Here is a 23,642-nt window from a genome sequence, read left to right on the forward strand (position 1 = left end):
ATGATTTTTCGAGGTTTGTGCGATCAACAAGGCCTTCTCCGTCGACCAAACCTCGAAAGATCGTCGTGTCGGGTCGAGCCCGTTACGGATCCGAGCCGGTTACGGATCCGAGCCGGTTACAGACGTTCGACGACGTAGTCGACGGCGCCGGTCAGTGCCTGGATGTCGGCCGGCTCAACGGCCGGGAAGCAGGCGACCCGCAGCTGATTACGGCCGAGCTTGCGATACGGCTCGACATCCACGATGCCGTTCGCGCGCAGGGTACTCGCGACAACCGCCGCGTCCACGCCGTCGAAGTCGATGGTGACCACGACCTGTGAACGCTGTGCCGGATCGGTGACGAACGGTGTCGCATAGGGCACCTTGTCCGCCCAGGTGTAGAGAATGGACGACGACTCGGCCGTCCGCCGCACGCACCAGTCCAAGCCGCCGCGGGCGAGCATCCACTCGACCTGGTCGGCGAACAGGAACAGGGTGGCCACCGCCGGGGTGTTGTAGGTCTGGTCCTTGGAGCTGTTGTCCCGGGCGGTCGTGAGGTCCAGGAACGGCGGGATCCACCGATCGGACGCAGCGATCTCAGCCAACCGTTCGATCGCGGCCGGTGAGAGCAGCGCCACCCACAGCCCGCCGTCGGAGGCGAAGCTCTTCTGCGGCGCGAAGTAGTAGGCATCGACCTCGCGGATGTCGACGGGTAGCCCGCCCGCGCCGGAGGTCGCGTCGACCAGGTGCAGCGCACCCTCGTCCGCCCCGACCGGCCGGCGGACCGGCTTCGCCGCGCCCGTGGACGTCTCGTTGTGCGGGGTGGCGTACACGTCGATGCCCGGCTCGGGTGCCCAGTCGGGATGGCTGCCGGGCGCCGAGGTGATGATCGACGGCTCGGCCAGGAACGGCGCGCCCTTAGCGGTGTCGGCGAACTTTCCGCCGAACTCCCCGAACACCAGATGCTGCGAACGTTCCCGCACCAGGTTGAACGCGGCCACATCCCAGAAGGCCGTGGAGCCGCCGACGCCGAGCACCACCTCGTAGCCGTCGGGCAGCGAGAACAGGTCGGCGAGACCCGCGCGGACGCGTCCGACCAGGTTGCGCACGGGCTTCTGCCGGTGCGACGTCCCGAGCAGGGACGTTCCGGTCGCGGCGAGCTGGGCGACCGCCTCGGGCCGAACCTTGGACGGGCCGCAACCGAAGCGCCCGTCAACGGGACGCAGATGCCCGGGGATGACGATGCCGTCAGGCATGGACGTCACCCAGCGGTCGCGGCGCCGGACCGATGTAGCGCGCGGACGGGCGGATGAGGCGTCCGGTGCGCTTCTGCTCCAGGATGTGGGCGCTCCAACCGGCGGTACGGGCACAGGTGAACATGGACGTGAACATGTGCGGCGGCACCTGCGCGTAGTCCAGCACGACGGCGGACCAGAACTCGACGTTCGTCCGCAGCGGGCGGTCCGGGTACCGGTTCGTGAGCTCCTCGATGGCCGCGGCTTCCAGCGCCTCGGCCACCTCGTAACGGTGTGAACCAAGGTCGCGGGCCGTCCGCCGTAGCACCCGGGCGCGCGGATCCTCCGCGCGGTACACCCGGTGGCCGAAACCCATCAGCCGCTCCTTGCGGTCAAGCGCGCGGCGCACGTAACCGACCGGGTCGCCGGTGCGCTCGACATCGTCCAGCATCGCGAGCACCCGGGACGGCGCCCCGCCATGCAGCGGACCGGACAGCGCCCCGACCGCCGAGGACAGTGCGGCCGCCGCGTCCGCACCGGTGGAGGCCACCACCCGGGCGGTGAAGGTGGACGCGTTCATACCGTGCTCAGCAGCTGATACCCAGTAGGCATCCACTGCCTGGACATGCTTGGGATCCGGCTCTCCCCGCCAGCGGATCATGAAACGCTCAGTGATCGTGCGGGCCTTGTCGACTTCCTTCTGCGGGACGGCGGGCAGACCGAGACCGCGTGCCGCCTGCGCGACGAAGGACAGCGCCACCACCGACGCCCGCGCCAGGTTGTCCCGGGCTTCGGCGTCGGAGATGTCGATGAGCTGGCCGAAACCCCAGTAGGGAGTGAGCGTGGCAAGCGCGCTCTGCACATCCACCCGGATGTCGCCCGAGTGCACCGGCAACGGGAAGGGCTCCGCCGGCGGCAGGCCGGGCTCGAAGGAGGAGTCGACGAGCAACCCCCACACATGACCGTAGTCGACCTTGCCGACGAGGTCCTCGATGTCGACGCCGCGATACCGCAGCGCGCTACCTTCCCTGTCCGGCTCCGCGATCTCGGTCTCGAAGGCGATCACGCCTTCCAGGCCGGGCTTGAAGTCGCTTGTCCTGTCGGCCATCGAAGTCCGGGCTCCGCTTCCTGTCCCCGGCCGGTGCCGTTGGCGGTACGCCGGGCCATTCCCGAGCACCGAACGCCAGCCGTAACTGATGTGAGCTGCTTACATCGGCATACCCAATTGCCTGTCTGCATCCTGCCCTGTTGTCGGGGGTAGTGCCACATTCGCCCAGGCCAACCACAGGCCAACCACAGGGCGGCGCCGGCCCGGCACAGAACCGGTAACCTCCGGCACCGGTGAACCCTACCCATCGGACGGACGTGCCCGACGCCACGCCACCTGGTGCCATCCACTCGATGTGTCACAGCTCACAACTCGTCGCTGCGGTTCCGCGATCGGATGCCGATTCCCAGGTGCCGCGGTCAGCCGGGTGCCAGGATCGGTCAGGTGTCGCAACACCCGAACCGCGATGCGCCGCCGGCCGTTGCGGACCCGGCGACCCAGCGGCGCGAGTACGCCACCGGTGGGCTGTCCGAATCCGATCTCGCCCCTACCTGGTTGAGTCAGTTCGCACGATGGTTCACCGAGGCGTCCGCCGCCGCCGCCGAACCGGGATCGGCACTGGTCGAACCGAACGCGATGGTGTTCGCCACGGCCGACGCACGCGGCCGGCCCAGCGCCCGCATCGTCCTGCTCAAGGCGTTCGACGAACGCGGCTTCACGCTGTTCACCAACCACACATCCCGCAAGGGCCGCGACGCGGCGGCGAACCCCTACGGCTCGCTGGTCTTTCCCTGGCATGCGCTGGGACGCCAGGTCGTCGCGGCCGGTGCGCTCGAACGGGTGTCAGGCGAGGAGACCGCGGCCTACTTCCACACCCGCCCGCGTGGGTCCCAGCTCGCGGCGTGGGTGAGCCACCAGTCCGAAACGATCAGTTCCCGGGATGTGCTTGAGCAGCGCCGGGCAGCCCTCGCCGGCCGCTGGCCCGAACCCGGGCCGGTCCCGGTACCGCCGTTCTGGGGCGGGATACGGCTCGTCCCGGACAGCGTCGAGTTCTGGGCGGGCCGCCACGACCGGCTCCACGACCGGCTCCGCTTCCGCCGGACCGGCGCGGATGAGGCGTGTCGCCCGGCCCGCGGTGAGCGCTGGGTGATCGAACGCCTGGCACCGTGAGGAAGCCCGACACCGTGGTCGGCACCGGCGCAACCGCCGGGCAGACCACAGGGCAGACCGCCGGCCACTCGGCTCCGGAGCCCGACCACGTGACGTCCCGGGGACGGGCCCCGGGGCTCGGCCGGCGGATCGCCGCCACCGTCCTGACCGACATCGGGCCGCTGCGGGCCTACCCGGCCTACCGGCGGATGTGGGCGGGCGAGACCGTCTCCGCGGTCGGTTCAATGATCACTACCACCGCGGTACCGCTACAGGTCTACGACATCACCAGGTCCTCGTTCACGGTCGGACTGACCGGCCTGGTCGCTCTGGTGCCACTGGTCGTCTTCGGGATGTTCGGCGGGGCGATCTCGGACGCCGTCGACCGCCGGCGGCTTGCGCTGGTCACCTCCAGCGGGCTGGCCGCGGTGTCGGTCGGGCTGTTCGCTCTCGCGCTTGTCGACCTGCATACGATCTGGCCGCTGTTCGCCCTCGTGGCCGCCCAGTCCGCGCTGATATCCGTCGACCAACCGGCCCGGCGGTCGATGACGCCGAACCTCGTGCCGCTGCGGGAGCTTCCCGCGGCCACGGCGCTGGCGCAGATCGGCTGGAACACCGCCCTGACCGCCGGTCCGCTGCTTGCCGGGGTGGCGGTCGCGGCGTCGGGCTACACCCTCGCCTACGGGATGGACGTCGTGACCTTCGGGGCCGCGCTCTATGCGCTCGCGCGGCTGCCGTCGATGCCGCCGACGGGCGGCGGCACCCGAGCCGACGTCGCAAGCGTCCTCGACGGACTACGCTTCCTACGCGGCCAACCGATAGTGCTCATGACGTTCGCCATAGACATCGTCGCGATGGTTTTCGGAATGCCGCGGGCGCTGTTCCCCGAGCTCGCCGGGACACAGTTCGGTGGCGGGACGCAGACCGCCGGGCTGCTCTACGCCGCGGTCGCCGCAGGCGCGCTGGCCGGGGCGGTGGTCGGCGGCTGGTTCGGCCGCATCCGGCGCCACGGGCTGGCCGTGGTCATCGCCGTGATCATCTGGGGTATGTCAATCGCCGGATTCGGGCTCGTCCACAACCTCGCCGCCGGTGTGCTGCTGCTCGCCACCGCCGGCGCCGCCGACATGGTCAGTGCGGTGTTCCGGAACTCGATGCTCAACGTCGCCACACCGGACGCGATGCGCGGACGCCTTCAGGGGGTGTTCATCGTGGTCGTCGCGGGCGGCCCGCGCCTGGGGGACCTTGAGGCGGGAACGACGGCAGCCCTGGTCTCGCCGATGTTCTCAGTGGTCAGCGGCGGGTTGGCATGCGTTGCCGGCGCCGCGTTGCTCGCGGCGGCTGTTCCGTCGTTCATCCGCTATGACTCGCAGGACGCCATCACCGCAGCCGAGAGCCGCGAAGTGGTGCGGGAGCCGAACGAGCGGCCGCACTGACGAACCCCGACCGACGATCCCCGAAAGGTGGGCGGTGGGCGAATAGGCCGTGGCCGGTGACTTTTTCAGCTACCAGCTGATCATGTAACCTAACTGACCGAGCCAGACTGACAACCTACGAGACCAAAACATACTCACACGTCTACAACACACTCACACGTCTACGGGTCCTTGTTCATCGCATGCCACCCCGCCCGCGAGCCCCGAAAAGCGCGTTGGTATGGTTCCCCGGAAATGCGGCTGTGACGGTGGCCACAAGCCCTGTAGCCAGCCCACCTGACGTCTGAGGGGACACACACAATGCGTTTGGGCAGGACGCGACTGGCTCTGGCCTGCGTAATCGGCTCGATAACCGTCGGGCTGGCCGCGCCTGCGGCCTGGGCGACAAACGACACCGACGCAGCGAACACAATGCCCGCCGCATCCACCGCAACTGCTGGCGCGCCGGCACCGGCCGGACCGGATGCGGTTGACACCGCTACGCCGGTCCCGACGCCGCCGGCCGGGTCGGTAGGGAGTGCGACGCCCGCGGTACCGCCGCAGGACAAGGATGCGCTGCCGTCCCAGCCACCGGTGACCAAGCGGCCGGGTGGCGTGTCCCTTCCGTCGGGCCTTCCGTCGATTCCCGGAATGCCGCTGACCGACCTGGACAAACGACTTGTCGATCTCGCTCCCTGGCTGCCGGATGACGTGTCCCTGGCTGACCTGGTGCCCCAGCCGCTGGTGGTCAGCTTCACCTGCGGCCCGAAGGGCCCTGCCTGGACGCTCAAGAACACCGCCGCCAAGGCATACGGCTTTGCGTGGATCGACACCAACGTCAACTACAACTTCGGTGCGATCGGGGCCGGCAAGACCATCTCGCTGGATTCGTCGGCCGATGCCGTGATCGCGGGCGCAGTCGACGTGGAGACCGGAGACGTCGTGCTGGCGATCCCGGCCTTCGCCATCGCGCACTGCGCGACCACCACCACGGCGTCCCCAACCGCGACCTCGACGAGCGGTGCGGGTGGCGGCGGGACCGTGCCGGTGTCGACGACGACCGCGCCGGTAGCAGCCCCGGCAACGGCTGTCGTCACCGACAAGGTTCACTACACGGGATGACCTCCTCAGCTCTGATCGGACGCCGTCGCCCCGGATTCGGGCCGGCGGCGTCCGCCATATCGGTTTCCACCGATCACCGCCCAACCGATCACCGCCCAACCGGCAGGCGCATGAAGATCGCGCTGATCGTCGTCGTCGTCGGCATGGTTGCCTTGACCGGCTGCGGCGGAGGGGGCTCGAAGGCCCAGGCACAGGCGTCCGCGACAGCCCTTCCGGATCCGGTGAGCAGCCAGCTCGCGGCCGTGACCGCCGTCAACGCCGACGGGATGAACACGGTCGTGACCGCGACCGGCGCGGTGGTGGACATCTACAAGACCCCCACGGCGAAAACCGCGTCCTCCCAACTACACAGCCCGAACCCGGCAGGTGCTCCGCGGGTGTTCCTGGTGGTGGCGAAACTCCCGAACTGGTGGCACGTCCTGCTGCCGGTGGAGCCCAACGGCAGCACCGGCTGGGTGAAGGCGTCCCAGGTGAAGGCCAGCCTTACGGGCTACCACATCGTGGTTGCCCGCAAGGACCACCGCCTGCGGGTCTATGACCGGACCACGGTCGTCGTGGACGAGCCCATCGCCGTGGGCACAACTGACACCCCGACGCCCGGCGGTCACTTCTACCTGACCGAGTTGCTACAGCCACGCAACCCGGCCGGCGCCTACGGTCCGTACGCCTTCGGGCTCAGCGGGTTCTCCACCACCCTCGACTCCTTCGACGGGCAGGCCCCGGTGATCGGTATCCACGGAACGAACCAGCCCAACCTGATCGGGCAGGATGTCAGCCACGGCTGCATCCGGGTTCGCAACGATGTCATCACCAGGCTCGCGAAAATGCTCCCGCTGGGTACCCCGGTGGAAATCGCGGTCTGATCCACCGCTGCTGGCCCGCTGCTGGCCCGCTGCTGGCCCGCTGCTGGCCCGCTGCCGCGAACGATGTGAATCCAGTGCTGTTCCGACAACACCGGATTCACATCGTTCGGAGGCCTTCGACGTAACCGGTGCATACTGGACCAACCGGTGGGCGCTCAGGCCAACGGTGACGCGATCATGGATTTTCGCGCTGTCGGAGATCATGGCAACGGCCGAACCGAACCCACGGCGGCATCCAGGGGGTACACAGGTGATGGGGACGTTGCTGGCGGCGCGGCGCGGGCGGGTCCAGGCCCTCGGCCTCGGTCTGGTCTGCGTCCTGCTGGGGCTCGCAACCAGCTCCTGCGGAGGCGGAAAAGTCCCTGGTCCGGCCGCGGTGGGAACCGATCCCGTGCCCCCGACTCAGGAGGCGGCCGCCCGTACGTCGCTGCACGCCGACGACTACGTGCTGACCGAGGGGTCGGAGACGACCGGTTTCGGGGCCAGTACGTCGCTGGACAACCGTGGCGCGCTGTCGGTCGCCGCGATGACCAGTTTCGCCTCGTGCATGGGTGAATCCAGCGCCGGGTCGAAGGTGGAGCCGCTGGACTCGGCCAAGGGACCGTACTTCACCACGAGTGACAGCCAGGTCTTCATGGGATCCGTGGCGGCGGTATATCCAGCCAACGTGATTGCGAGTGCCGTTCAAGTCGCCGCCGAGTCATCCTTCCCGTCCTGCGTCGGCCAACTGCTCCAACGCGAGTACGCCAAGGCCGCTGACCTGCCCGCCAGCAGCACGTTCACGGTTGGGGCAGCGTCAGCCCGCAAGCCGCCCCCCGGCGTCAGCGCACTGACCAGGGTGAAGGCGACCATGACTCTGGACGGGCCGCCGATACCGATGACCTTCGATCTGATGTTCGTGTTCCACGGCCAGGTCCAGAGTTCCTTCGTCGTCGGCCGCGTGTTCGACGACCCCGACCAGGCCGTGGTGAACCGGGTCGCGCGGCAGATCGTCCGGAAGATCGCCAACCAGTAGTCGGTTCATGATCTTCCGATACTCCCCCGCCATGCGGCGGTCTGCGAACAATCATGTGACACCCACGCCATGCGCATCCACGGACGGACTACACGAACGCTACTTTCCGCGCCCGTGTGGCAACATGGTGCGATCGTTACCGATGAGGTGTGCTGTTTCGGTGCGTGCGGTGGGCAACCGGTAACGATCGGTAGACAGCGATCGTCAGGTGACAATGCGCCCACACGCACGAGTGACCAGTGCACGAGCAGCCAGCGCACGAGTGACCAGCGCACGACCGACCAGGGCAGGACCGACCGGTGCGCAACCGACCTGGGACACGACCGTCGCGATGGGAGTGGGGACTATTGGCACCGCAGGCCGCCGGGTGGAATGAGGGCTTATCGGATGTATGGTCATATTTTGCCCAGATCGTGCCAAAAATCGGGGCGTTTGCGTTCATCATGTTCGCTGGCGGCCTGGCCGTCCGCGCCGTCATCAGAATCATCAACCATCTCCTTGACCGCGCCGGCGCCGACAACCTGCTCGACCGGGGTGGGCTCACCCGCGCGCTCCGCCGGCCCGCCCACGAGCTGCGCGTCGGCGTGTTACGGCTGGTGTTCGCCGTTGCACTCCTTGCGCTCTTCCAGTTGGCCCTCGGCCTGTTCGGCACGAACCCCGTCAGCGACCTCGTCCGCGACCTCGCCATCCTGCTCGCGCACGCGATTCTCGCCTGTGCGGTGCTCGTACTCGGCGTCACCCTTGCATCGGCCGCCCGCGCCTTCGTCGGCGAGGCGCTGACCGGCCTTCACTACGCGAGCACCGCAGCGACCACCACAACCGTGCTCATAATGATCGGATTTGGCAAGGCCGCCCTCGACGAACTCGGACTTGCCACCGCAGTGACAACCCCGATGCTCTACGCCCTGCTCACGACGGTCACCGGGGTGACGGTGGTCGGGGTGGGTGGTGGCCTGATTCGTCCGATGCAACGCCGCTGGGAGGAGGTTCTACGCCGTGGTGGCCCGGAGCTGACGACCGCCAGGTCCACCTGGCGGGACAACCGGGCTCGTGCCGCCGCCGAGGAGCCGATGGTCGTCCCGGTGAGCGACCTCGTCGGTGACCCGGTCGGTGACCCGGTCGGTGACCCGGTGACGGCGGGTCACGGCAACGGCGGGCAGACGGCGGACCCTGCGGATCCGATCCCCGAGCACGAACGGGACACGTCCACGGCAACCGGCGGATCAGGCCTCGACCCCGAGCCGGGGCAACCGTCGTGACAACCTGGCCGCAGGAGAACCTGACCTCGTAACGACATGACTTCATAAAGATATGACATGGCAGTCACATCTGGAACGATGCTCACACTCGGCAATCACGAACACCACGCCATCAGACCCAAGGACCACCCAAACCATCCGAGATCCCCACGACGCACCCATGCTCCTTGTGCGAACTGACGCACGCGAGGGATGCGGGTGAGGCACTCTGGGTACGACGGAGTGTCGCGACCAACGGCGGCGCCGGTCCCGTCGCTCCGCCATGCGGCGCGCTGGATTCGGCCTGCCGGACGGCCTGGGTCCCCAGGCCGTCCGCGGCCGCAGGCCACCTGCGCGGAGCGCGGGAAGCGGGGGAGATATTTCGGTGGACATGCCATCAGACCTGGAGCGCTCCCGGTTGCTCCTTGTCTGGCTGCAGGCCCGTCGCGCGGTCGACCGCTGCCTGTCGGACCTTCTCGCCGCCGGACCAGCCGGTGAGCGTCGTGTCCGCGAGCAGCTCGAACTGGTCGACAACCTGGAGAACCGCGCTCAGGAGGCGTTTGTCCGCTACCGGCGCGCCGCCGCCGCGATCAGCCCGCGGCCAGAGCGTCCTGATGAGGCAGCCACGTCGGATACAGCCGACCTGACAGATGTAGGTGATGTCGAGGTAGCTGATATAGCCGACATGGCCGATGTCATCGATATTACCGATATCACCGATCCGGTAGACCGGACCGGCCCGACTGACCGACCCCGTCTCGGCGTGGTCAGGACAGACGGGCACAGGCCCGGCACTGACATCGTCCGGGGTCGAGCGAAAGATCACATGTCGGCGTCCGCCCCAATGCCTGCGGCCACAACCCCAACGCCCGCCACAACCCCAACGACACTGCAGACACCGTCGGGATGCGGCCTGGGTAGCCAGGGCGCGGCACCGGAGTCAGGCGTCTTTTCGGCCCTGCCCGGATCCACCGCGGGTCCCGCACCACACACCGGCCGGGATGGCGAGACGAGCGTCATCCGTGGCCTTCGCAGTCCACGAGGAGATCAACACCGACACCGATGACAGGCCCGTCTGGCGGGCGGGACAAAATCCGAGTGGTGCCATCCTCGCGTCGCCGCACCATGCTCAGCCTCATCACCGGGTTCGTACTTGTCCTGACCTGGTACCTGACGGGGTGCACCACCGTGAGCCGGTCTCACCGGACGCCGATCACGCCCGTGGGTGGCGCCGCCACCCCGACGATCGGACCGGACGCCTACGAACGGTCAGGGCGAACGCCGCAGCTGCGCCTCACCCTGCCGCCGGCCACATCCCCGCGGCCCTTTCCGCTCGTCGTCGCGCTGCACAGCATTGCGAACGACGGTCGCGAACCCCAGGCGAAGTGGGGCATCGATGCCCTCGCCGCCAGTGCCGGCGTCGCCGTGGCCTATCCCGATGGTCTGGACAAATCGTGGGACGCCGGCACCTGCTGCGGGCAGGCCGCCGCCGAGCATGTCGACGACGTCGGATGGCTGCGGGCCCTCATCTCCCATCTCGAACAGCACTATCCCATCGACCGTCACCGGGTGATTCTGGTCGGCTTCTCCAACGGTGGGATGCTCGCGTACCGCTACGCGTGTGAGCACCCGTCCGAAATCGCCGGCATCGCCGTGGTGGCAGCCAGTCGGCAGATCGCAGGCTGCACACCGGCGGCCCCGATCGGTGTGGTGGCCGTGCACGGACAGCTCGATGAACGCGTTCCCTACGAAGGCACCGCCTGGTCCGATGTCCTGGGGGCATCGCTCACATCGGTCGAGGACAGCCTGAAGCCGTTCCGGGCCAGAGCCGGCTGCCCTTCGCCCCCGCAACCGGACGACAGCGTCAGAACCGACGCCGACGGGGTGCCGACCGAGGATGCGGCCGGTGGCCAGGCAACGCCCACGCCCACGCCCACGCCCAAAGCCCCCGCCACAGCCGCATCCCCGGCCGGCGGCCATTACTCGGCGACAAGAAAGGAGACGAGCTGCTCGTCCGACCAGCGGGTCGTGGAGTTCCTGCTTCCCGGTGTCGCCCATGACTGGCCACCCAGCAGCGGTCCGGCACAGTTCAACACCACAGAGGTGCTCTGGCGGCTGCTCGCGCCGATGCGGTCGCACCGAGCCGGACCCAACCTCTGAAACGCGTCGGTCAGGCCGGGGTGGACCGCGTCGGTCAGGCCGGGGTGAACGACGCCCGCAAGCTCGCCACCAGGGTCGTCGCGGTGTCCGCCTGTGCCGATGACGACCGGGCGATCAGGACATAGACCGCGTCCCCGGCCGACAGTGCCCGCATCACGTAGGTGACTCGTTGCCCCTCGCGCAGGTAGGAGCCGACCAGCTCCTGGCTCGGTGCGGCGGTCGTGTCCGTGACCTGTCCGGACCTCTCCTGGGTGAACCCAGGCTGAGTGGCGAACTCGGAGTCCTGGACGGCCTTGAGCGCCGCCCGCTGATCCGTAGCCGCGACACGCGCGACTCCGATCATCCGAGGCCCGCCCGTCGCCGTCCCGGATCCCGATGCTGTTCCGGATCCCGATGTTGTTCCCGCCGGGGCCTCGATGAAAAAGACGGCGGTGTTGTCTCTGCGTTGATTCCACCCCGGCGGATGAGAGAACTTCGCCCGCTGCTTCGCGTCGGTGACGGCGACCCAGTCAGCCGGTACCGTCGCGGGGGCCGTTGTGGTGCCCGGGCCAGCGGCGGGGCTTGCTGATGCCGACGGCCCCGCCGCGGCGGCCGTGCCGTTCGGCGCGGTGGCCGGCCGGGCCGCGGTGGCGGCCTTACCGGGATTGATCTTCTGCCAGACGAACCCGGCGCCACCCCCGACGGCGAAGGCGACCGCGAGAATCACCACCGCGTACAGCAGACGCCGCAGCAGTGGCGTGCCTGCGACGGCGTTGCGGGGCTGTGCCCGGTGCGAACCGGTGTCCTCAATCGAGGATGGCGCGCTGCCATGGTCATCCCGACGTCGGCCACGCACGCGTTCGGACCGACCGCGGCCAGCCTGGTCGGGCGTGACCGAGCTCGCGGATCGCTCCGTCCTGACGGGCCGGTCCGCTCGATCCGCGCCCGGACGTCGGGCGCCGGTGCCGGCAGCGTCGGCGCGTGCTCGGGTGGTACGCGGCGGGGCGACTCCCTTCGGCCGGTCGGTAGCCTCGGTGGTCTCACGGGTCTCACGGGTCTCACGGGGGCGCCGTACACCGCCTGTACCGGCGGATCCGTCGTCCATCCCCGATTCCCGCACCGAGGCCCCCGCCGCAGCCCCCGCCGATCCCCTGGGTGGCGTCGAATCCGCGGGATGGCGTGGCATCGGCCCCGTTGACCCAGCGGATGGCTGCCCCCCGGCGCGGCCCTGGTAAGCCTGCTGCGCGGGGGGACGTCCGCCCACAGTCGTGGTATCCACATCGGGCGACGCGATCGGCGCGGCCCCGTTGCGCGGCATGTTCCCGCCACGGGCTTGCGGGTACCCCGGCCCGAAGTCCGCCGGCGGCTGTCCCGCGCCTGGGCCACCGGACCGGTAGCCCCCGGTGTCGGGTGGATAGGGCCGACCCTGGGGATGCCGGTCCCCGTGCTGGGGGTGGGACACCGCGGTCTGTTGCGGACCGGAAGTTTGCCCTGGCCCTGGCCCTGGCCCTGGCCCGCCAGGCCCGCCAGGCCCGCCTGGCCGTGGCGGCGCGGAACGGTAGGCCGGCGCGCCGCCACGGGAACCGGGATCGACCGGTGGTGGCCCTGAGGGCGCGGCCTGTGGGGCGTATCGGGTGTTCTCACCGTAGACGTCGGTCGACGATCGACCGGCCGGCGGGTATCCGGGCGCGACCGGACCGTGGCCACGGGGCGCCGCCTCGGCGCGGTAACCGGCGTCGTTGCCGGGGCCAGCCGTCCGATCATTGCGAGCGTATTCAGCCCGCGGCGCAGCGCCGTTGCCCGGGTGGGGACCAGGCGCGCGCGAGTCCGGCGCCGGATATCCGCCAGCCGGTGGGTAGGGATCCTGGGCCGGGGGCCTGTCCGGCCGCGGACGGGAACCGACATCCCGATACGAACCAGGGTTCTGATATTGACCGGAATCCTGATATTGACCGGAGCCCTGGTACGGACCCTGGTATGGGTCCTGGTGCGGCTCCTGGTTGCGGTGCGGGCCCGGGGGATAGCCGTCCCGACGGTCGGGAACCGCACGTGCCGGGGCCGCGCTTCCATCGGGGTATGCCGGCGATTCCGGCGTGCCGTCCACGGCCCCTGGTCGACGCGGATTCGCCGCATCAGACCGTCGCACGCCGTCCGCCACCGACTGACCTCCCATCGCGGTCCGCACCAACCAAACGTCCCCATCGGTGTATCACGGCGTTGCGCTCGCGTTGCGCGCGCCCAGTTGACAACCACCAGAGTAAGAGATCCCGGCCGCGAGGGTTCCAGCGCGTGTTGCGAAAGCCATCTGTCCAGCTCACAAGGCTCGGACGCCGGTCCACACGATTGAAGATCCGCCGCCCACTTAGGATTTGGGGACTCGACAGACACGCTCAAGCAACAGCCCACCGACGACGAGCACCGCAGCGGCTCCGATTCCCAGACCGGCGGTGATCGTATCCGTGCCAGCGGTGAGGAACTCGTCCGAGCGTGGCAGCACGTAACCGAATACCGACGCCCACGCCCCCGCCAGCGCCGCACCGGCGAGGCTGCTGGCCTTGGCCATGGCCGCCAGCCGGGCGACGGTCAGCGGCAGGATCGGCCTCGTCCCCGGCCGCCCCTGCAACCGACGCCGGGTGATCGACGCGGTCTGCGCCTCCACCAATCCGACGATCACCAGCGACAGCGGTGCCGTGTGTGGGAATCGCGGTAGATTCTGATAATTGAAGATCATGAAAACGTAGGTGAGCGCACCGGCCACCACAGCCGCCGCCACCAGGTCACGCGCCCGGGTCGGCTTCACCGGCGCAGACTCCACGGCGTTCGGTGGACCCCGGAGGCATCCAGCCCGGCCACCAGATCGGCTACCCGACCATGACCGGGCAGCACCGCGTCCGGATCGACGTCCAGCCATGGGACGCAGACGAACGCACGGGTGTGGGCACGCGGATGTGGGATGAGGATCTCCGGATCGTCACTGACCAGCTCGCCGCAGGCGATGACGTCGACATCCAGGGAACGCGGCCCCCACCGTACCGTCCGCACCCGCGATGCAGCCTCCTCGGCCGACCGCACGGCCGCCAGCAGGGCCCGCGCCGGCGCCGCGGGGACCAACACGACCGCGTTGAGATAATTGTCCTGGTCGGGTCCTCCGACGGGCGTGGTCTCGTACACCTCCGACATCGCCAGGGCGCGCAGCGCACGGACGGCGGCACGAAGCCGCGCAAGGCGGTCACCCAGGTTCGAGCCCAGCGCGAGAACCGCGGTCGGCGGCCCCGGCTGCGGTATCGGCCCGGTCACGCGGGCTGGTCCCGGGTCACGGTGACCGCGACGTCGGTGAACGGCAGTGGGATCGGCGCCGCGGGCTTGTGCACGGTCACCTGGACCCGGGCAACGCGGTGGTCGGCCAGACACGCGGTAACCAGCCGGTGCGCAAGCGTCTCGATCAGATCCACCGGTTCGCCGGCCACGATCCCGGCCAGGGTCCGGGCCAGCGTCCCGTAGTCGACGGTGGCGGTGAGGTCGTCGGTCCTGGCCGCCGGCCGGGTATCCACCCACAGAACGGCGTCCACGATGAACTCCTGACCCAGCGCGCGTTCGGCCGGCAGGACGCCATGGCAGCCGTGGACCCGCAGGCCGGTGAGGGCGATCCGGTCCGGCGCGGCGGCCAGCGGACCGTCGGCCCCGGGCCATCCCGCTCCCGGTGGTCCACCGGTCATGCCGCACCCGCCGGTGGACGTCCGGGCCCGCCCGGGTCAGAGCCGCCGGCTGCGGACCGAAGCCGGGCTGACCGGGTGCGCGCATCGTGCGGCTGCCAGGGGGCGCGGGCGCCCTGCCATGCCTGCACGACCCGGACGGCGTCCGCCGCCGCCCGCACCGCATGCACCCGTACCGCCCAGACCCCGGTGGCCGCCAGTAGCGCCGTTGTCGCCTGGGTGGCGTCGTCGCGGTCAGCTGCCGGCCGGGACCGACCGTCGGCGTCCGCGAGCAGGCTGCCGAGAAACGACTTGCGCGACGTACCGACCAGCAGGGGCTGGTCCAGCGCGGCGAAGGCGCCCATGTGCGCGAGCAGGGCCCAGTTGTGCCTGGCCTTCTTCGCGAAGCCGATCCCCGGATCGATGATCACATTTTCCGGCGCGACACCGGCTGCGACTACGACTCCAAGGCGCTCACGCAGCTCGGCCACGACCTCGGACACGACGTCACCGTAGACCGCCCGCGTGGACATGTTCGCACTCGCACCCCTGGCATGCATCAATACGTAGGGAACGCCCCGCTCGGCGGCGAGCGTCAGCAGATCGCGGTCGGCCGCGCCCGACACGTCATTTATGATCGCAGCACCGGCTGCCAGCGCGGCCTCGGCGACCGTCCGGCGAGTCGTGTCCACGCTGACGGCGACCCCTGCCGCGGCCAGCTCGGTCACAACCGGCAGCACCCTGCGCAGTTCCTCGTCCGGATCGACCCGGGCCGCACCCGGTCGGGTCGACTCACCGCCGACGTCAATGATGTCGGCGCCGTCGGCGGCCATCGCCAGTCCGGCCCGGACCGCTGCAACGGCGGTCGCATAAGTACCCCCGTCGGAGAACGAATCCGGGGTCGCGTTGATCACGCCCATCACACGGGTCCGGCCCACCGGCTCCAAGAGACTGTGACTGGCTTGCTCGGGCGTCATGGCTCCTCGATGATCAGCGTGGGGACACATCCGGACCGCCGGCAGGATGATGATGTCGTCGGTAGGAGTACCGATAGACGGGTCGGAACCCGAGCGCGCCGTACAGCCGGCGGGCCGCGGCGCTGGTCTGTTCCACCTGCAGGTAGGCGCGCGACGCACCCGCGTCGGCAGCCCAGGTGACAAGCCCGGCAAGGACGGCACGCGCCGCCCCCCTGCCGCGCGCGCCCGGTACGGTCGCCATGCTGTAGACGCCGAGCCAGTCTCCGTCGAGGACCCCGCGGCCGACCGCGACCGGCACACCGTCGGCCACACACATGGCGTATTTCGCCGCCACCGTGAGATTCGCCAACACCTTGAGGGTGCCGGTGCGCTGGTCGGCAAAGGTTGACAGAACCCGCCCGGCAACGTCGAGCCAGGTGTCGGCGATGCCATCGAACATGACCGTTTCGGCGGGCGCGGCGGCGTCCAGCCGTTCGGCAAGGTCTGCCAGATCGGCGGTGCAGACATCGGTCGGACCTGTGTCGTCGAACCCGGCCGCGTCCAGCGCCTGGTGGATGCCGGCCGGCACTGACACCGGGGTGATCTGGATTGTCGGGCGAAGCCCTGCCGCGGCGTAGAAGTCGCGGACCTCGTCGAGCGCGACAGAAAGATCAGAGACGTCGCCACGAGCCCAGACCGAGTTGCCGCGCCGCGAAGAGCCAGCCGACGCCCGCAGCACCCAACCACCGACGTGGCGCTCACGCAACGGGGGCCACGCACGATGGGCAAGGCCCTCCAACTCACGGCTGAGGGCTACATCGACCTGGTCGCCGACACCCGGCGCCGCCAGCGCATCACGTCCGGGGCTGCTTGCGGCAGGCTCGGCAACCCCGCCCTGCCGGCCGGCTGCCGTCCGCCGACTGCCGCCCGAAGACGGACCCGCACTGACCACACGTCTGAGGCTACCGGCCTGTGAACGACACTTTCTCGCTCGCCTCTCGCCTCTCGCCTCTCGCCTCTCGCCGCCACACCCGACGCGGTGGCACCCGACGCAGTGGCATCCGACGCCACGGATGCGCAACGGCGGTGGATTGATACCCTCGGAGAGCGTCACGGGAAGCAATGGGGATGCACCGGCCAGCACATCATGTACAAATAGCGCAATCAGCCCGCAGGCATCCACCGGACCGCGGGCGATCTGACTACTGGGCGCAAACTTTGTTACCTCGCCGTAACGACCATTCAACCCGACGGGAACACCGCAGCTCTACCGTTTTTTACGGTAACGTCAGTTGTACCACTGCCCGACAAAGGAGCCGGGCTCCTCCCTGAAGGGCATGGAACGAAAAGTGATGGTGAACCCGCCACGCGGTGCCGTTTTGGCAGGTGTATCCGGTGAGGCGACCCAGCCACACGAGGTGCTGGTCAAATGGACGTCGCTTCACGACTGTGAGTCGTTGAAAGGCCGCCCATGAGCAGACTGGTCACACTCGTCGCCGCTGTCGACGCCCAGCCTACGCTGGAACAGACGGATTCAATTCTTGCCGAGCTGGGTCAAATGCCCCGTAATCCCATTGTCACAGGTCTGATCGATGCCTTGCTGGAGTACCGGACACTCCTGGTGAGCCTGACACCATGATCTTCATGTCAACGAAGATCATGAATGCCGCCGGCCGTGCGAAAAAGACATGATCGCACGGCCTTTGGCCTGATACCGACGATCCGGCATGCCGCCGGCCGTGCGAAAAAGACATGATCGCACGGCCTTTGGCCTGATACCGACGATCCGGCATGCCGCCGGCCGTGCGAAAAAGACATGATCGCACGGCCTTTGGCCAGTTTGGAAAGTATGCTGGTACCTGAACCAGTCAGGTGGTCTCCTGATACTTGGTGGTGAGACCACCTGACTGGTCCATATTTCGCGCGAAGACAATCTCGCGCAGTCATGGCACCTGGCCGGCGGCCGTGCGATCATCGCTTCACACGCCGCCGCGGGTGTCAGGACAGGTGGCGGTGTATCACCGCCACGACAGCGGGACTAGCGGCCGAACGGCTGGCCCTGCTGGCCCTGCTGCCCCTGCTGCCCCTGCTGGCCAAAGCCGCCCTGGCCGCCGCCCTGCTGCTGGCCGCCGAACTGGCCGCCGACACCAGCGCCCGCGCCGACGAGCTCCTGCAGCCGGGTCTCGACGTAGCGCTCGCTGTGGTGGGTCTTGTCCGCGATCCGCTGAACGAGATCGTTGACGTCACGAGCCGCGTCGAGGTCCGCGGTGCCGACCTGTCCGAATTCATCGAGAAGTCGGTACCGGATCTGCTGCCAGTTCTGCCGCAGCTGCTGTTCGATTTGCTGCTGCTGCTGCTGCTGTGCCATCACGTTTTTTTCCTCTCGCCGGGACTGACCGAACAAGAAGTGACCCTACTCCACTGAGCGCTCACCCGGTCAACCCCGCCGGATAACTTCGTCCGTGTAATTTCGAAAAGTCTCCTTATCGCAAAATGAGGTCATGCCGCAAAAAGAGAAGTAATACTGAGGGAACGGACACGTATCATCTGGTCCGTAGAACTCGCCGCCGTCGGCCGGGAAGGCACCGATATATCCGGCGGCAGGCCTCCATCGGGCCACCGAGCGACGCCGGACGGCCACTTTCGGCACGCGCGACACGGTCCCACCGATGGATTCCGGGTCTGGTGACGGCGGGTGCGCCCGCCCGCGACTGCACTATTCTGACCGACCCGGTGCCCTGGATTTCGACCCGGCGGCGACGGCGACGGCGATAGTCGACGAACTCTCATGGGAGCCGCGGCAACTCTTTTCTCCCGCCCGGACCGTCGTCTTTCGAGTCGACGACGAAGCAGAAAAACGCCAACGGGGAGAAGGCCTGCATGAATCGGTGCACCCATGCGTTCGGCGCGCTCAGGTGCATAATTTTCCGGCCCATAGAACCTGTTCTGGTTCTTAGCACGCCCAGCAATAGGCACGCGGCGTCGCGGGGCCGGCCCCGCGGCCTACCCGGGTCGGCACCCAGGCCGTCTGGTTGGGCTTCTCTCGCCCGGCGGGACGAGACTGGGACGTCATGGGAACCCGACAGCCCTCGACGGGAAAAGGTGATGGTCCACGGGCCCGGCCGCGGCTGTCAGCAGGGCTGTCGGCATCGGACCCGCCGACCCGTCCGCGATCGCCAGCTGCTGCGCGAGCCTGGTGGATCGCAGGGACCTGCGCGGGGCTGTTCGTCGTAGTCACGATCGTGGTAAAGGCCCGCTGGGCGCCCCTTGCCCACGCGGACACCGACACGGCCGCGGACCTCAACGCCGTCGTGGCCACCCGGGGTTGGCTGATCGACTCCGCCGATGTCCTGAGCATCCTGATCGCCCCGTTCATCCTGAGAGTGGCCGCCCTGGCCGTTGTGGTGGCATTGTGGACTCGGGCGCGCCCCGGGCGGGGTGGAAACGCCCGTGGTCTCGGCCGGCTCGATCCAGCCGGCCTCCGCTGGCTGACCCTGTTCATCGCAATCACCGTCGGGATCGGCGGAATCATCGGCAGTGCCGTCAAGGCACTGGTCAATCGGGCCCGCCCGTCCGTCGCGGCGCCGGTCGCCACAGCCCACGGGACGAGCTTCCCGTCCGGGCATGTGGTCGGGGTGACCGTCGCGGTGCTGGTGGGGCTGACCGCGCTGGCCGCGGTCCACGGACGACGGCCACCGGTCGTCGTCGCAGCACCGACAGTGTTGATCATCATGGCGGTCGGAGGTGCGCGTCTCGCCCTCGGTGTGCACTATCTGTCGGATGTCATCGGCGGCTGCCTGCTCGCGGTCGCCTGGACAGCGACCATGATTGCCGTATTCACCCGACGCATCTTCGAAGGATCTTCTTCGGACCTGTCTTAGAACCAGCTCCAATGGTCACCCTGTCGACGGTGCCGATCCCGCTGGACAAGGCCGACCAGCTCAACGACTCCGATATCGAACCCAATCTCCACACCGCCCGAACACGGCTGCCAACGGTGTTCCGATACGATGGCAACATCAGCCGCCAGATTCACATCCCGAACAGGACGACGGACCCTGTTCAATCGCGGGGAACAGCGGAAATCCTGGCTCGAAGAACTATCAGAAAACTGATAGGAGTCAGGAATACGGCAACCAGCGGACGCTTTCGTCCGCATAGCGCAGGCTCGCCAGGCGGACGGCGAACTGCGCCGCCACCCGCGGATTGCTCGCAAGGATCGGCACAACGCTGGTCACCAGCTTCAGTTCCCGCAGGGCCCGCAGGACCTCAAATCCCGACCAACGCGTCACATCGAAGCCGTACTCTGACGCAAGCACCGCGTGCTGTTCCGGCGGGTAACCGAAGCGCAGCTGCCCGACAGCCACCGGGATCAGGTCCCATTCGGTGGGTCCGTAGCAGGTGGAATCGAAGTCGCACATGACCACCCGACCGTCGTGGCATCTGATCAGGTTGCCGAGATGGGCGTCGCCGTGGACGATACCCGCCGGGAGGTCGTACGTGACACCCTCGAGGGCGGCTTGGAGCCGGTCGGCCATCCGCCGGAGAAACGCGAGGTCAGCGTCGGTGAGGCCCTCCGCATCGGCAAGACGCCTGCGAACGTCGTCCAGCGGGTCCCATGGGGGTAACGCGGTGTCGGGTTGTGGTAGCGCGTGGATCCGCTGTAGAACTACAGCAAGATCGGACGCGGCCGGAGGGTCGCCGTTCACCACCCGTTCACCCGCGGTGGAGGCACGTGAAGCCGATACGTGCGCTGTCGAGCCGAGTGCTGAGGCGCCGAGTGCTGTCGAACCGCGTGTGGTGGCGGCGTGTGTGGTTGGCCCTCGAGTGCCCGGCAGGGGCTGGTTCTCCTGGAAGTGGCGACCGGGCGGCTCGACCAGTCGCGGCTCGGCCTGAGCGTCGATCCACAATGTGGCCACGACGCTACCGAGGAGCAGCGGTGCCGGCAGACCCGGCGCAAGGCGCACCGCCGGCACTTCGTGTCGAGCCAGCCAGCGAGCGACTTGGACAACCTTGTGCGCGCGGTGCGCCATCGCCTGCGACCCGCAGATCCGGATGACCAGCCTGGCCCGCGGCAACCGGAACACCGCGTTGGCGGTAATCTTGATGACCTCGGCATCCCGGTCGTCCAACCCGGCCGCCGCGCACATCTCGCGGAGAATCGACCATGCGTTCGCCACGGTGAAGCGACCATCGCACCCCGTGACTGCCATCCGACATCGCTCCGATCCTCATTCAACCCGGAGCGTCGTCAGGCCAGTTCCTCCGAACGTACCCACCTCGCTCCGCGCCCTTCCGTGTCCTCATGACACACGGTCAGTGCTGCTGGTTCGTCATGCACGTTCAGCGACGGGCTCCACCGCTGGCCGATATCCACGGCTCTGAACGTCTACGGCCCTTGACGTCTACGGCCCTGACACGTCTACGGCCCTGACGTCCATGACGATGCCTTTTCGCCCTCCCGCTGCCAGTCGCGTACGAACGCCGCCAGCTCCCGCACGTCGCGGACATCACCGTGCGTTCGGGTTATCGCCAGCAACTCATCGGCCCGATTCGACGCCGACGCCACCGTGCGTCCCCAGGAGATAGTGATCGCCTCGGTGGCCAGCGCGCAAACCCGGTCAAGCTCGAGCCGTCCCTGGCGGACCAGGGCCAATGCAAGATCCAGCCTGATCACCGAACGGAAACCCGGGGTGTTCATCGCGTCAAGCCGGGGCATGGCGATCTGTGCATGTTCCTCTGCGGCACGGGGCCGGCCAAGCAGGCACAACGCCGTGGTCGCGTTGTAGGAGACCTCCACCGGATGGAAGGTGTCAAAGCCCGGACCGGGAGATCCCCATTGTTCCACGGGAATCATGTCAGCAAGATCGTAAGCAGTATCCAGCGCCAGTGCGGCGCCACGGACGTCGCCGAGGGCCGCGAGTGCGCGGGCCTCCTGACAGACCAGGCGCGCCCGTACCGGACCGCCGCTGACATGGCGCAGCCCGTCCCGCGCGAGCTGCAGGGCAACCGCCGGACGCCCGCCGTAGAACTCGGCCACCGCCGCGATCTCACGGGCCGATCCCTGCAGAGGTCCGTCACCCGCCCACTGCCCATCGGCGTATCCCTGGGCGGCCAGGGCTCGTGCCGCATCGGGCTCGCCCAGTTTGAACGCCGCATCAGCGTGCAGAACGGCAAGCCGACCAGCGATGATCCGCAACCGACGGGCGTCCGCAGCCTGCAGGGAACCGCGGGCCAGCCGGCCCAGACCGGAGCGTAGGCGAACGGCCTGTGTCGCCACCTGCGCGGGCGCCGTGTGCTCGTGCGCGCGCAGCAAAGCGGCCAACCGCTCCTCGGCATGTGCAAGCGCAACCTGAAACGGCGTTGCACCACGCCCATCCACCACGTCCGCAAGCTGCCCATCGGTGAGGAAAACGCCGACGACGGTTGCCCCCGCATAGAGGTGAAACTGCCGCCGATCGGGCAGCGCCGATGTCCCGGCGATCAACATCGTGGGGATGTCGCGACGGTCGGCCCCCGTTACGGCGGGGCCGGCTTCGCCCGGCGACGACATCGGGGCGGGCAGGACACAGGAGTCCGGATGATCGTCTGGGGGGGTACGGGCGGCCGGAATCAACGCGGCCGGCATATCGGGCGGGCCTGGCTGGCCTACCTCCGCAGCCGCCGGCCAGAGGCTGGCCGAGCAAGCTGACGGGGACAGTTCGTCAGCGTGGGACATGACTACGCGCTCCCTGTGTCCTGTCGGCAAGGCCACAATGTGGCACTTTCCGTACCGATATGATCTCGTTCAGCAGCAAGAATGTGACTCAAGGTAACGCATGCGAAGCGCGTCGCGGGATGCGCCAAGGGGAGAGAGCACGCTCAGACCACGACAGGCACGGAGAGTTTGCGGGTTGGCTCACGACGACCTGGGTTACCCCCGGCGGTATCGCGCTCGCAACGCAACCGTTGGACCGAATTCTTCAGGCGCGGGCGACGCTCCCACGCAGACCGGAAAGCCAGGCCGCCGCGTTGCGGAAAGCATCGTCCGACGTGCTGGACCGCATGATCGGAGCCTGTCCATCCGCACTCGGTCAGCTGCCGAGAAATCGGACCTCAGCGCAGATACGGTGCGGCGTCGACCTGACGGACCGCGCCAAGAACGGCCGCTACGTTCGGTAATGGGTCGAGATCGACTTCATGAGCGATCGGCAGAGTGAGCAACGCCGCATCGGAGAACGTGTCAGGAGGCCCGAGACAGGCCAGCCGGGTCGGTGAACTCATGCCCACGGCATCCCATCAAGGGTGGGTCTGATCGCGCGGGCCGGCGCAATCACCGCAGCGGGAGCGACCCGGACCGGATCAGCGCGTCTCACCTTGACGATCCTACGGCGTCGTGACGGACCGCATTGAAGGACCCCGATTCCAACCAGTCATCTACCGTCCGAATTATGATGAGCTGGACAGCCTAGCTCCCCGTATCGTCACGCAGCGCACGCGACACCCCCCCCGACACGGTCCAGATCCCGCTGAAAGCTCGCCCGGGACACCGTTCACCTCTTACCCACCGTGGCGGTGCTGGGCTGTGTAGAGGTCCCACAGTCGGTAGAGGTTGTCGTCCCCGTCCCCGTCCACACCCGGCCGACGACGTTCTCCACGTCGATCAGCCAGATGGTGTCGTCGTCCCACCATCGCGGCGCCCATGCCTGGTCACCGAACCAGGCCGGCAACCAGGTCGGCAACCAGGTCGGATCGACCGGCGCATCGGCATTCCACCGGCCGAACAGCCAGCGCGCCCACGCTCGTCCTCTCCTT

21 protein-coding genes and 1 pseudogene are annotated in these 23,642 nt (G+C 68.4%); 8 read left to right on the forward strand and 14 right to left on the reverse strand.

Annotation, left to right across the window (positions count from 1 at the left end; all coding sequences use genetic code 11):
* Positions 1-116: 116 nt before the first annotated feature.
* Positions 117-1,235 (reverse strand): phosphoserine transaminase, encoded by a 1,119-nt coding sequence (gene serC / locus U9983_RS17015; RefSeq protein ID WP_322754976.1) that lies wholly within the window; start codon positions 1,233-1,235, stop codon positions 117-119.
* Positions 1,228-2,322 carry a citrate synthase 2 gene (locus tag U9983_RS17020; RefSeq protein ID WP_322754977.1) on the reverse strand — a complete coding sequence of 365 codons (1,095 nt, stop codon included), beginning with the start codon at positions 2,320-2,322 and terminating at the stop codon, positions 1,228-1,230. Before U9983_RS17020 ends, serC begins: the two co-directional genes overlap by 8 nt.
* A 384-nt stretch (positions 2,323-2,706) precedes the next feature.
* Between U9983_RS17020 and pdxH the strand changes: the two genes are divergently transcribed.
* The 6 genes from pdxH to U9983_RS17050 all read left to right on the forward strand — a co-directional run bounded on the left by pdxH (position 2,707) and on the right by U9983_RS17050 (position 9,082).
* Positions 2,707-3,432 (forward strand): pyridoxamine 5'-phosphate oxidase, encoded by a 726-nt coding sequence (pdxH, locus tag U9983_RS17025; RefSeq protein ID WP_322754978.1) that lies wholly within the window; start codon positions 2,707-2,709, stop codon positions 3,430-3,432.
* The gene (locus U9983_RS17030; RefSeq protein WP_322754979.1) at positions 3,429-4,844 is read left to right on the forward strand and encodes an MFS transporter; all 1,416 of its coding nucleotides are present in this window, start codon (positions 3,429-3,431) and stop codon (positions 4,842-4,844) included. The genes pdxH and U9983_RS17030 overlap by 4 nt, the downstream gene beginning before the upstream one ends.
* A gap of 411 nt (positions 4,845-5,255) precedes the next feature.
* Positions 5,256-5,945: a hypothetical protein gene (locus U9983_RS17035; protein ID WP_322754980.1), complete on the forward strand. Its 690-nt coding sequence runs from the start codon at positions 5,256-5,258 to the stop codon at positions 5,943-5,945.
* 110 nt (positions 5,946-6,055) lie between these two features.
* Complete coding sequence (locus U9983_RS17040) at positions 6,056-6,808, forward strand: L,D-transpeptidase (protein ID WP_322754981.1); 753 nt, start codon at positions 6,056-6,058, stop codon at positions 6,806-6,808.
* 250 nt (positions 6,809-7,058) lie between these two features.
* Positions 7,059-7,823, forward strand: a complete 765-nt coding sequence (locus U9983_RS17045; protein WP_322754982.1) for a hypothetical protein — start codon at positions 7,059-7,061, stop codon at positions 7,821-7,823.
* A 299-nt stretch (positions 7,824-8,122) separates the two neighbouring features.
* Positions 8,123-9,082: a mechanosensitive ion channel family protein gene (locus tag U9983_RS17050; protein WP_322754983.1), complete on the forward strand. Its 960-nt coding sequence runs from the start codon at positions 8,123-8,125 to the stop codon at positions 9,080-9,082.
* Positions 9,083-9,458: 376 nt separating this feature from the next.
* Here the strand turns inward: U9983_RS17050 and U9983_RS17055 are convergent, their stop codons facing one another.
* Complete coding sequence (locus U9983_RS17055; RefSeq protein WP_322754984.1) at positions 9,459-9,887, reverse strand: hypothetical protein; 429 nt, start codon at positions 9,885-9,887, stop codon at positions 9,459-9,461.
* A gap of 236 nt (positions 9,888-10,123) precedes the next feature.
* Between U9983_RS17055 and U9983_RS17060 the strand changes: the two genes are divergently transcribed.
* Entirely contained in the window at positions 10,124-11,221 is a 1,098-nt protein-coding gene (locus tag U9983_RS17060; RefSeq protein WP_322754985.1) for an alpha/beta hydrolase family esterase, read from the forward strand.
* Positions 11,222-11,255: 34 nt separating this feature from the next.
* Here U9983_RS17060 and U9983_RS17065 read toward each other — a convergent pair whose 3' ends face one another.
* The 7 genes from U9983_RS17065 to U9983_RS17095 all read right to left on the reverse strand — a co-directional run bounded on the left by U9983_RS17065 (position 11,256) and on the right by U9983_RS17095 (position 18,216).
* The gene (locus U9983_RS17065; protein ID WP_322754986.1) at positions 11,256-12,305 is read right to left on the reverse strand and encodes a hypothetical protein; all 1,050 of its coding nucleotides are present in this window, start codon (positions 12,303-12,305) and stop codon (positions 11,256-11,258) included.
* Between the two features lie 1,257 nt (positions 12,306-13,562).
* Positions 13,563-14,000, reverse strand: coding sequence for a DUF3180 domain-containing protein (locus tag U9983_RS17070; RefSeq protein ID WP_322754987.1), 438 nt, complete (start codon positions 13,998-14,000; stop codon positions 13,563-13,565).
* Complete coding sequence (gene folK, locus U9983_RS17075; protein WP_322754988.1) at positions 13,997-14,497, reverse strand: 2-amino-4-hydroxy-6-hydroxymethyldihydropteridine diphosphokinase; 501 nt, start codon at positions 14,495-14,497, stop codon at positions 13,997-13,999. The genes U9983_RS17070 and folK overlap by 4 nt, the downstream gene beginning before the upstream one ends.
* The gene (folB, locus tag U9983_RS17080) at positions 14,494-14,916 is read right to left on the reverse strand and encodes a dihydroneopterin aldolase (protein ID WP_322754989.1); all 423 of its coding nucleotides are present in this window, start codon (positions 14,914-14,916) and stop codon (positions 14,494-14,496) included. Before folB ends, folK begins: the two co-directional genes overlap by 4 nt.
* Positions 14,913-15,869, reverse strand: coding sequence for a dihydropteroate synthase (folP, locus tag U9983_RS17085; RefSeq protein WP_322754990.1), 957 nt, complete (start codon positions 15,867-15,869; stop codon positions 14,913-14,915). Before folP ends, folB begins: the two co-directional genes overlap by 4 nt.
* A gap of 13 nt (positions 15,870-15,882) precedes the next feature.
* Positions 15,883-16,800 carry a GNAT family N-acetyltransferase gene (locus tag U9983_RS17090; RefSeq protein ID WP_322754991.1) on the reverse strand — a complete coding sequence of 306 codons (918 nt, stop codon included), beginning with the start codon at positions 16,798-16,800 and terminating at the stop codon, positions 15,883-15,885.
* Positions 16,801-17,886: 1,086 nt separating this feature from the next.
* Positions 17,887-18,216, reverse strand: a complete 330-nt coding sequence (locus U9983_RS17095) for a hypothetical protein (RefSeq protein ID WP_322754998.1) — start codon at positions 18,214-18,216, stop codon at positions 17,887-17,889.
* A 703-nt stretch (positions 18,217-18,919) separates the two neighbouring features.
* On the opposite strand from U9983_RS17095, the gene U9983_RS17100 reads away from it, so the two are divergent.
* Positions 18,920-19,729, forward strand: a complete 810-nt coding sequence (locus tag U9983_RS17100) for a phosphatase PAP2 family protein (protein ID WP_322754992.1) — start codon at positions 18,920-18,922, stop codon at positions 19,727-19,729.
* Positions 19,730-19,969: 240 nt separating this feature from the next.
* Here U9983_RS17100 and U9983_RS17105 read toward each other — a convergent pair whose 3' ends face one another.
* The 4 genes and pseudogenes from U9983_RS17105 to U9983_RS17120 all read right to left on the reverse strand — a co-directional run.
* Positions 19,970-21,061 (reverse strand): aminoglycoside phosphotransferase family protein, encoded by a 1,092-nt coding sequence (locus tag U9983_RS17105; RefSeq protein ID WP_322754993.1) that lies wholly within the window; start codon positions 21,059-21,061, stop codon positions 19,970-19,972.
* A 209-nt stretch (positions 21,062-21,270) separates the two neighbouring features.
* Complete coding sequence (locus tag U9983_RS17110; RefSeq protein WP_322754994.1) at positions 21,271-22,566, reverse strand: hypothetical protein; 1,296 nt, start codon at positions 22,564-22,566, stop codon at positions 21,271-21,273.
* A 377-nt stretch (positions 22,567-22,943) separates the two neighbouring features.
* Entirely contained in the window at positions 22,944-23,111 is a 168-nt protein-coding gene (locus U9983_RS17115; RefSeq protein WP_322754995.1) for a hypothetical protein, read from the reverse strand.
* Between the two features lie 269 nt (positions 23,112-23,380).
* Positions 23,381-23,642 (reverse strand): annotated as a pseudogene (locus U9983_RS17120) (hypothetical protein); the annotation flags it as partial.

Source organism: Protofrankia sp. Cas3, assembly GCF_963555955.1.
In the GTDB taxonomy this organism is placed as follows: Bacteria; Actinomycetota; Actinomycetes; order Frankiales; family Frankiaceae; genus Protofrankia.